Source organism: Clostridium sp. C2-6-12, assembly GCF_009928485.1.
Taxonomy (GTDB): domain Bacteria; phylum Bacillota; class Clostridia; order Clostridiales; family Clostridiaceae; genus Clostridium.
Map to the genome: position 1 here is coordinate 103,892 of NZ_JAABNP010000018.1, position 10,315 is coordinate 114,206.

The window sequence follows — 10,315 nt, forward strand, 5'->3', positions numbered from 1 at the left end:
TACCAATATTTGTATATTAGTTTTTTCATTTAAAGGAGAGTGGACAAATGCTACTAGTAAATAGGCTAATGTGCTTATTAAGCTTTATATTTTTATTTAGCTCTTATAATATAGGTACACTAGCACCATTTCATACTTTAGCAATATATGCTACTAAAAATAATAGTATAGAAATAATACATAAGGATAAATTTGTAACAGCGGAAGAAACTTTTGACTCACAAATTCAAAACTCAAATCAAATAGAGATAGAAAAAGAATCTGAACTCAAAAAACAAAATGAATTAGAAATAGCAGAACAGCTACAGAAGAAAAAAAGTGAAGAGAAAAAAAAGAATAAACCTGAATATAAGGAGTTTATACTAACTTTTTACACCTCTCTTGAATCAGAAAATAGCAGTGCAGGTGCAGTTACCTGCCAAAATAAACCACTTACCCCTGGTGGTGTAGCTAATAACGTAATACCTCAAAATACTAAAATATATTTAGAAGGTTATGGACAGGTTACTGTAAACGACAGAGGTTCAGACAAATACTTTGGCGTAGATAATAGATTAGATGTATATATTCCAAGAGAACCCGGAGAAAGCAATAGACAGTATTCCAGAAGAGTAAATAACTATGGAATACAAAAGGTTCAGGGTTATATTATAAAATAAATACTCCTGAACCAATATAAAACTATATAAAAATTTATATTCGTATTCCTTGTGGAAAATTAAATACATTAAATGGATCATATCTTCTTTTGATCTCTTTAAGTTTATCTGCATTAAAACCAAAATATTCTTTTTCATAATCTTTCAGTTCTGCTGAAGGAAAATTCACATAAGCACCAGTTGTAATACTACTAATATATTTTAAATTGTGTTTAACCCATTCAATATTTTTAGGCGCAAATTTAGAATCTTCCCAAACAGACTGTAATCCAATAATAAAATTTGCATCTCTATAATAAAAAGCTGTTTCCTCTTTACCTTTATCTTTTACGGCTCCACCTAATCCATAAAAAGAAACTGCTGCATAAGTAGCTCCCTCAGCACTTTCATCTACTAACTTTATTATTTCCTCAATCGTGTTTCTATGGAAATCATTATATACAAATCTTCCTGACGACTTATATTTCTCATATGCTGGATGACTATTTTGAATTATTCTAAGTGCTTCTAAGGCTGTCATATCATCTAAATCAAAAACTCCGTTTTTAAAAATACTTTTGAATGGAGATAAAATTTCATCAGCTTCTTCTTTTTTCCCATAAAACATTCCTGTAATCTTTATTCCTATTCCTTTTTCTTTAGAATTGTATATTGCCATTTTTAAATTAATTCTTCTATCTAAATCTTTAAAAAATTCCATCCATATCTCAATTATTTTTATCATATCTTTAGTTTCAGCTTTTATATAATCAATATTTATTAAAGTTGCCATCCTAATTTTTTGTGGCAATTTAAAAGTCATTGATGAAATCACTCCAAAGTTTCCTCCTCCAGCGCCTCTACATGCCCAAAATAAATCTTCATTAGTATTTTCAGAAGCAGTTATTACATGCCCACAAAAATCAATCATCTCCAATTCTAGCATACTGTCTGCTGTCAGCCCAAATAATCTACTAGAATATCCCCAGCCACCGCCTAATGCTAATCCAGTTACTCCAACTGTGGGGCACCCTCCCCCTGGAAATGGATACCCCAGTTCTCCTAAAGCTTCATAAATTTCACGATTTCTAACTCCACCTTGTATCTTAACAATATTTTTTTCTTTATCAATAATAATATTATTCATATTACTAATATCAATCACTACAACATCATTACCTGTTGAATACCCTTCGTAATGATGCCTTCCTGACCTTATTCTAATTTCTAAAGAATAGTTACGTGCCCAAGCTATCGAATTGCTGATATCTTTTTCATTAATACAATAAATAATTACTAATGGAAATTTTTCAATAGCTCTATTCCAAGCTTCTCTATCCTCTTCATAAGTAATAGTTTCTTTAGTCACAACTTTGCCTGTAAGTTTACTATAATCATATTTCATAAGCTTTTCACCTTCTTAATGTCTTTTATTGATTTTACTATATAAATGTAAAAATTACTATATTTAATATTAACTAAAAATAATTATTAATAAAAATCCTTCATAAGATTAATGCTTATGAAGGATTTTTATAACAAATATTATGTCTAATAATCAGTTCTATAATAATTGACTGTACTCTTCTAATACTTTTAATAAATCTTTTGTTTCAAATGGCTTCTTAAGATATCCTTTAGCTCCAAGTGATATGCATTCATCTTTAACATGTTCGTATCCTACTGCCGATATTATAATCACATATGCATTAGGATCAATTTTCATTATTTCCGTTAATATGCTAATACCTTCTCTTTCCTTTTCTGACATATTCAAATCTAAAATAACTATGTCTGGCTTACCACTTGTGAATAATTCAACAGCTTCATCTTTCGTTCCAGCTTCAAAAATAATATTTAAACTATCTTTTGCAATAATTTTTTTTATAAACATTCTCATATAAGTTGAATCATCAACAATTAATATTTTTCTCACACTAAAAACCCCTTTTGCATTTCTTATTTAATAAAATTCTCAAGTCAATAATTCCATTACTTCATTAAAAATTATAACGCATTCTTCATGATTTTCTTCTATAAGCTTTTGCTCAAGTTTTTTGGCTAATTCATGTATGGAATTTAATCGAAAACTACCTGAAGATCCTTTTAATTCATGTGTTAAACTCGCTGCCTTTTTTAAGTCTCGATTATTAATAGCTTCATTTATATCACTTAAAAGTCCTGGTAAATACTTTATATAATCTTCTAATATTTCTCTAGCATCTTCTTTATCAAGTCCTGAACTTTCAACAAAGTAATCAATATACTTATCAATTATATTATTATAATTGATGGAATCATTATTTTTATCTTCTTTCTTTATAGAACCATTATTTTCATTATCGTTATTTAAGTCAAATAAGTCTTCCTCTATTAATTTTTCCTCTAGCTCAGGTTTTCTTTTTTTAGTATTTGCTTCTATTAGTTCAAACATTTTATTAAAATCAATAGGCTTACTAATATAGAAATCCATTCCAGCTTTAATGCACTTTCCTTCGTCTTCAGACATTGCATTAGCTGTCATAGCAATTATTGTTGTATGTTTTTTATTTCCTTCCATTTGCCTTATTTTAGCCGTACTCTCGTATCCATCCATTACTGGCATCTGACAATCCATAAAAACCATATCATAATCCTTATTGGACACCGCCTCTATTGCCTCTCTTCCATTTACAGCAATATCGCAATTCATATTGTGTGATTTAAGAACACTTATTACAATCTTCCGATTCATTTCATTATCATCAACCAATAGTATTTTAGGCTTAAATAAATTATTAATTTCTTTAACTGTATGTTTTGTAATTATTTCTTCTTCGGTATCATTCTTTAAACCTAATGCAATCGCAATGCATCCAATTAGATCGTCTCTTCTAACCGGCTTCGATAAGAAAGATGAAAATCCATATTCTTTTGCAATCTTTGCATCACCTTTTACAGCATTATAGGTTAACAACATTAACTTAACATCCTTAGAAATAGGCATTTTTTTCAGTGTAGCTGCAAGCTTATAACAACTCATATCCGGCATTTCATAATCTATTATCGCTACTTCTATTTTGTTGTTTGAATTTGCATTTGAACGAATAATGTTAATAGCACTTGCTGCATCTATCGCCTCAAATACCCTAAGCCCTGTTCCTTCAAGAGCGGAAACAACACTTTTTCTGTTACTATTATTATTATCAACTATTAATATATTGACTTTGTCTAATTTAATTAAATTTATCGGTAATTCTAACCTTCTTTTAGCAATCTTTAAATTAATATAAAACTTAAAATTTGAACCTTCACCATATTTACTTTCTACATAAAGATCTCCGCCCATCATCATTACCAATTCCTTAGAAATAGCGAGACCAAGTCCTGTACCTCCATATTTTCTAGTTGTTGATGCATCTGCCTGATTAAAAGATTGAAAAAGCTTATTAATATCCTCACTGCGTATTCCAATTCCAGTATCCATAACTTCAAAATTAAGCTGAATCAAATCATTTTCTTTCTCAATAGAGTCAACTGTAATTGTAATTTCTCCCTTTTCAGTAAATTTTACCGCATTGCTTATTAAATTATTTAATATTTGCCTAAGCCTTGAAGGATCGCCTATAACTTCTTCAGGTACTCCAGCCTTAATAACGGTAAAAATACCAATTCCTTTTTCGAAAGCCTTTGGTGCTAAAAGTGAAACTGCATCTTCTATAGTATTTCTCAAATTAAAAACAATCTTCTCCATAGTCAATTTTTTTGCTTCAATCTTTGAAAAATCTAATATGTCATTAATAATACTTAGTAGTAAACTTGAAGCTGATTTGGCTTCTTTTAAGTATTCTTTTTGTTCTGAATCCAGATTAGTTGATTGGAGTAATTCAATAAATCCCAATATACCATTCATAGGTGTTCTAATTTCATGAGACATATTTGCTAGAAACTGACTTTTTGCAATATTAGCTGCTTCTGCTTGCTCTTTTGCTTTATATAAATCATTCTCTGCTTTTCTCTGTTCAGTAATATCTTCTGCAGTACAAATTAAGTATTTAATATTTCCAGCATCATCTTTTTCAGGGTTACTTTTAATTCTTAGTAATCTATTTTCACCTTTACTATTCTTTAGTTCAACATCTATATTTGAGCAAGTTTTTTTTTGAAATAACTCCCAATTAATCTCAGACAGTATATTAGCAGTTTTTACATCAAATACATCATATAAATCGTGGTATTCTATATCACTTATTTTCATCCCAAAAAATTTCGCATAAGCTTCATTGACAGTTGCATATGAAGTGACATTACTCAACGCCCAAATCTGCGCTTCAGAATTATTAAGCAATATAGATTGTCCCTTAATTATAGATTCATAAGTTTTTTCTTTTACAATTTTCATTCTTGTGTATGCAAAGGCTGCCGCAACATTATTTAACATTTTTATTTGATATTCTTCCCATATAATAGAACGCGATAAACTCTCATATCCAATAAATCCAATTACTGTATTTCCATTTTTCAACGGAATTAGTAATGAAGATATTAATCCTTCCTTAGAAAAAGCTTCTACTTCAAATATAGCATCTTCCGGATAATCTTCCAAATTATTTATTACAACTATTTCATCATTCTTAATCTTATGAATCGTCCACGGATAAGCATATACTGGTTCTTCCACTAGCTTTTCTCTTTTAGGTTTTATATTTTTTCTATTCCATTGGCATTCAATTTTCATAAAAGTAGGATCTTTACAGAAATAGCAAATAAATATTCTATCTAAATAAAATAAGTCCCCGATTTCTTCCAAGGTGTTTTTTAACTCAACTTCATACCCTATATTGCCCAAAGTCAAAAATTTCTGAAAAGTATCATGAATTAGTTTTGGAAATTTTTCAGCATATATAGTTTTTACTTCTGATCCCATATCACTCATAAAACTGCCCCCTTTGAATTATAGTTCACAAGTTTTTGTAATAAATATGGTTAATTCATCTAACAAATCAATTTCATATGGCTCAGAAAGCAATTTCCCATTTTTATCATAAATAACCTTTACTACTGGTCTCATTGGCATCGAATTATTTTGCTTTATTACTAACCCCTTCTCATGTGAACTTAATATAACTCCACTTCCAGTTGGAAAAGCTGCTATATTAGCAGTAAATTTTCTAACCATTTCTTCATCAAAATAAATATTACTCATACCTACCAGATATTCAATAACTTCATATACTGGTTTAGGATCATCTTTCCCCCTTCCAGTGATTAAGTTATCAAAAACATCACATATAGCAACTATTTTAGCAATTTCATTTATTTCATCACCTTTTAGTTTCAATGGATAACCACTTCCATCACTTCGCTCATGATGCATTAATGCTGCTACCTTAACATATGCACTCCAAACATACTGTTCCCCTAAAAAATCATATCCAACTTTTGGGTGCATAAGCTCAATATATTTATTTAATTCATCCTCATTATTGAATCGCTCTAAAATCTTTTTATCATTTAAAATCTTTATTTTTCCAATATCATGAAGTATTGCTCCAGTTGAAACTTCTTTAAGTTTGGACATATTATATCCCATATGTGTTCCTATTATTGTAGCTAAAACACAAACATTTACAGAATGTGAATATACATTATTATCACTTGAACTTATTTCCGCAACATTTATTAAAACATCTTTATTTGAAAGTATGTCCTCAATAACTGAATTTACGGAATTCATAATACTTCTACTATCAGTTTTTCCTTCTCGGCAATATTTTTCAGTCATTTGTTTTATAGCATGTTTACTCATTTGTCTTGTCATATCAGATATATTTTCTTCTATGATAATATTTTTTGATATATCATCCTCAATATATACAGAATGAATTCCAAGATCCTTAATTCTATCAATGAAATATGGTCTAAGCTTCACTCCAGCGCTAAGTAAAATCCTGCCAGTCTCATCATATATCTGCTTTGCAAGTATTTCATCACCTTTTAGGCTGGAGACACTAATAACTCTCATACACACCTCCAAATGAAATAATTTATATAAAAAATGCACTCCAATTAAATTAAAAACAGTGCTCTATTAGTGATAAAAAACAAATTACATTAAACATCATTTCAATTAAAATACTAACATATTCTTACACCTTTTGCTATAAAAAAACATAATAAAAGAGATGTGGAAGCCAATAACTTTCCACATCAACTAAAAATATAATTATTCTATTGTATTTTTCCGCCTTCAACTACAAGGCTATCCTCAAATTCTGCTCCATAAACTGACTTTAAAGTTTCATCATAAGCTTTATGAACAAAATTTTCTTTACCTAAAGTTTCAAGCTCGGTGTTAATCCAATCTTTAAGTTCTGTATTTCCTTTAGTTACTGCAGGTGCAATTGTATCTGCGCTTCCAAGTGATGCTACTCCAACAGTGAAACCTGGATTATCTTTAGCCCATGCTATAACTTCTGTATTATCACTTAAAATAGCATCTCCACGTTTATCTTTTAAAGCTTGGAATATCTCTGAATATTGTTCAAATTTAACTAATTCAACATCTGGGTGATTTTTAGTCATATAAGTTTCAGCAGTTGTTCCTTTAGCAACTATTATCTTTTTACCTTTAAGTTGATCTTCTGAAGTAATTTTAGCACCATCAGGTGAAACTACACCAAGAGATACCTTCATATAAGGGTTTGTAAAATCTACCTTTTGCTTTCTTTCATCAGTAACAGTGAAGTTTGCCATTATTACATCAACTTTTTTTGATTCCAAATATGCAACTCTACTTGCTGCATCAACTAAAACAAATTCAACTTTTGATTCATCTCCAAGAAGATCTTTTGCAAATCTCTTTGCAATATATACATCAAAACCTTGGTTTTTACCATTTGAATCAACATATCCAAATGGAGCTTTATCACTAAATACACCAATTTTTATAGTTCCACGTTTCTTTATTTCATCAATAGAACTTGCTGATGCAGTTTTTGAATCATTTTTATTTGCAGTTGATGCTGAATTACCGCAGCCTACAAGTCCTCCTATTACTATAGTGCTCATAAGCAGTGCTGTCACGATTTTTTTTATGTTTTTCATAATTCATCATCCTCTCATTTATAATTATTAATTAATACTGAAATATATTTAGAAAGTGCTTAGCACGTTCAGTCTTTGGATTTGTAAAAAATTCTTCTGGAATTGATTCTTCACATATTTCTCCATTATCCATAAAGATTATTCTATCTGCTACAGATCTTGCAAAACCCATTTCATGAGTAACAATTACCATTGTCATTCCTTGCTTTGCTAATTCTAAGATAACATCCAAAACTTCTCTTACCATTTCAGGATCAAGAGATGCTGTTACTTCATCAAAAAGAATTACTTCTGGATTCATGCATAAAGCTCTTACTATAGCTATTCTTTGCTTTTGTCCCCCTGAAAGCTGACGAGGATATGAATCCTTTCTATCTAATAAGCCAACTCTATCTAAAAGCTGTTCAGCTTGTTCAAGTGCTTCCGCTCTATTTCTTTTTTGAACCTTTAAAGGCCCAAGAAGAATATTTTCTATAACTGTCATATGAGGAAACAATTCATAATTTTGAAATACCATACCTATTTTTTCATGAATCTCCTGCATCTTTACATTTTTATCTGTAAGACTTTGCTCTTTAAATTTAATATCTCCACCTTGAATTTTTTCAAGTCCATTAAGACATCTTAGAAAAGTACTTTTCCCACAACCAGAAGGTCCTAGAATAACTAAAACTTCACCTTTGTGTAGACTTAAATCTATTCCCTTTAATATTTCTTTTTCATCATATTTTTTATGAACATCCTGTACTTGAAGTAAAACAGGATTATTATTCTTATCCATTGTATTTCCTCCTAATTACTCCACTTAGCTTCTAGACTTTTTGATATTTTAGATAGTGGATAACATATTATAAAGTATAAAAAGAATATGCATGCATAAACCCAAAAGGATGCAGTCGGAAATTCAAAACGCGAAGTCTCTATAATCTGCTGACCAATTTTAACTACATCTATTACTCCTATTAAAACTACAAGTGAAGTAGTTTTAATCATTCTTGTTGCTAGATTTATAGTTCCTGGAATCATTCTTCTTATAGCTTGAGGTATTAATACATACCTATATAATTGATAATAATTTAATCCTAAAGCCTTACCAGCCTCAATTTGATGCTGCGGAAGTGACTGTAACGCACCTCTAACAATATCTCCCATTTCTGCTGCTCCCCAAAGGCTAAATACTATGATAGAAACAACTTCACCACTTAAATTTAAATCAAGTGCTGTAGTCACTCCAAAATAAAAAATGAAGAGCCATACTAATGTAGGTATTATTCTAAAAGCTTCAAGATAAACTCTATTTATAAAAAGTATTACTTTTGATTTCGTTGTTCTACTTAATCCAATTAAGATACCTAAAATCGAACCTATTACAATAGAAATAAAAGCAATTTCTATTGTCACAAATAACCCTTCAAATATTAGACGCTGAATATTTTTTTCTTGCAAAATAACATTAATTCCCGAATTCTGCATATCGCACCTTCCTTTCTATTAAAGATAGTAAAAAAGATAACGGCAGTATCAATATAAGGTATATTAAAACCAGCATAGCTAATGCTTCAAAGGTCCTATAATACATTCCTATTAAATCCTTAGTTAAATTAGTAAGATCCATTATTGAAATTGCTCCTAATATAGAAGTTTCTTTTAATAAGAATATACAATTTGCACTTAATGAAGGCATACTTATAGAAAAGGCCTGTGGAATTATCACATATCTAACAACCTGAATTTTAGATAATCCTATGCTTATTCCAGATTCAATTTGTGTCTTATTTACTGCTTCAAACCCACTTCTAAAAGCTTCAGCCATGTAACTTCCGCCAAGAAAAGCCAGTCCAATTATTCCACATGTACTTTCACTCATTTTTACTCCCAATTTTGGCAATCCAAAATATAAGAAAAATATTTGTACTAGAAGTGGAGTATTTCTTGAAAGTTCTATATAAGCTTGTACAATAACATCTATTATTTTTACTTTAAAATATAATACTATGCTGCATAGTAATCCAATCACCAATGATAAAGCTATTCCTGCAATTGCTAATTTAAGTGTAAGCCATGCAGCTTTTTCATATAAAGGCAGATTAGTCACTACAAAATTCCAGTCAATGCTCATTTTTATCTCCTTTTTGTTACTTTCTTTCAATTCATATAATTTCTGTAGGAATACATATATATTATCAATTGTTTCCTAGTTTGTCAATCGCATTTATGTAATATAATTTTATTTAATAAATATTAAAATTTTGCTCATAATTATTTTATTCACAATTCCTTTATTGGATTTTGCTATTTTCAATTTTATATAAAAAAGAAAAATTATATTTTTATGTTCTTAATAAACTGTAAGTTAATAAAATAATTTAACCCACAAATGTTTAAAGAAACCGTATAAAATAAACAAATTCATTTAAATAACTTTATATTCGAAAATCTATCTATAAAAAATATTTTTAATTCAAATATTTGTAAATTTATATTGACTGAAAATTTTCATAAGAATATAATAAAATACAAATAAAACATTAATGGCAAGGGGCTGTCGCATTAGCGGATTAAAATCGGTTAGCGATAGCTCCTTTTTCAAA

Annotated in this window: 9 protein-coding genes; 1 reads left to right on the plus strand and 8 read right to left on the minus strand. The window is 29.3% G+C overall.

Features of this window, described 5'->3' with window-relative positions:
• The first annotated feature begins 47 nt into the window (after positions 1–47).
• Positions 48–659 carry a 3D domain-containing protein gene (locus tag GXK56_RS15945; protein ID WP_160689153.1) on the plus strand — a complete coding sequence of 204 codons (612 nt, stop codon included), beginning with the start codon at positions 48–50 and terminating at the stop codon, positions 657–659.
• A gap of 34 nt (positions 660–693) precedes the next feature.
• Here the strand turns inward: GXK56_RS15945 and GXK56_RS15950 are convergent, their stop codons facing one another.
• From GXK56_RS15950 to GXK56_RS15985, 8 genes are all read right to left on the minus strand, one after another.
• Positions 694–2,043 carry an FAD-binding oxidoreductase gene (locus tag GXK56_RS15950; protein ID WP_160689155.1) on the minus strand — a complete coding sequence of 450 codons (1,350 nt, stop codon included), beginning with the start codon at positions 2,041–2,043 and terminating at the stop codon, positions 694–696.
• A 159-nt stretch (positions 2,044–2,202) separates the two neighbouring features.
• Positions 2,203–2,574 carry a response regulator gene (locus GXK56_RS15955; RefSeq protein ID WP_160689157.1) on the minus strand — a complete coding sequence of 124 codons (372 nt, stop codon included), beginning with the start codon at positions 2,572–2,574 and terminating at the stop codon, positions 2,203–2,205.
• Positions 2,575–2,613: 39 nt separating this feature from the next.
• Positions 2,614–5,553, minus strand: a complete 2,940-nt coding sequence (locus tag GXK56_RS15960) for a response regulator (RefSeq protein WP_160689159.1) — start codon at positions 5,551–5,553, stop codon at positions 2,614–2,616.
• Between the two features lie 18 nt (positions 5,554–5,571).
• On the minus strand, positions 5,572–6,642 hold the full coding sequence (locus GXK56_RS15965; protein WP_160689161.1) for an HD domain-containing phosphohydrolase: 1,071 nt from the start codon (positions 6,640–6,642) through the stop codon (positions 5,572–5,574).
• Between the two features lie 206 nt (positions 6,643–6,848).
• The gene (locus GXK56_RS15970; protein WP_160689163.1) at positions 6,849–7,724 is read right to left on the minus strand and encodes a cysteine ABC transporter substrate-binding protein; all 876 of its coding nucleotides are present in this window, start codon (positions 7,722–7,724) and stop codon (positions 6,849–6,851) included.
• A 31-nt stretch (positions 7,725–7,755) separates the two neighbouring features.
• The gene (locus tag GXK56_RS15975; RefSeq protein WP_160689165.1) at positions 7,756–8,505 is read right to left on the minus strand and encodes an amino acid ABC transporter ATP-binding protein; all 750 of its coding nucleotides are present in this window, start codon (positions 8,503–8,505) and stop codon (positions 7,756–7,758) included.
• Positions 8,506–8,516: 11 nt separating this feature from the next.
• Entirely contained in the window at positions 8,517–9,197 is a 681-nt protein-coding gene (locus GXK56_RS15980) for an amino acid ABC transporter permease (protein ID WP_160689167.1), read from the minus strand.
• Positions 9,178–9,843: an amino acid ABC transporter permease gene (locus GXK56_RS15985; RefSeq protein WP_160689169.1), complete on the minus strand. Its 666-nt coding sequence runs from the start codon at positions 9,841–9,843 to the stop codon at positions 9,178–9,180. Before GXK56_RS15985 ends, GXK56_RS15980 begins: the two co-directional genes overlap by 20 nt.
• Positions 9,844–10,315 lie beyond the last annotated feature (472 nt).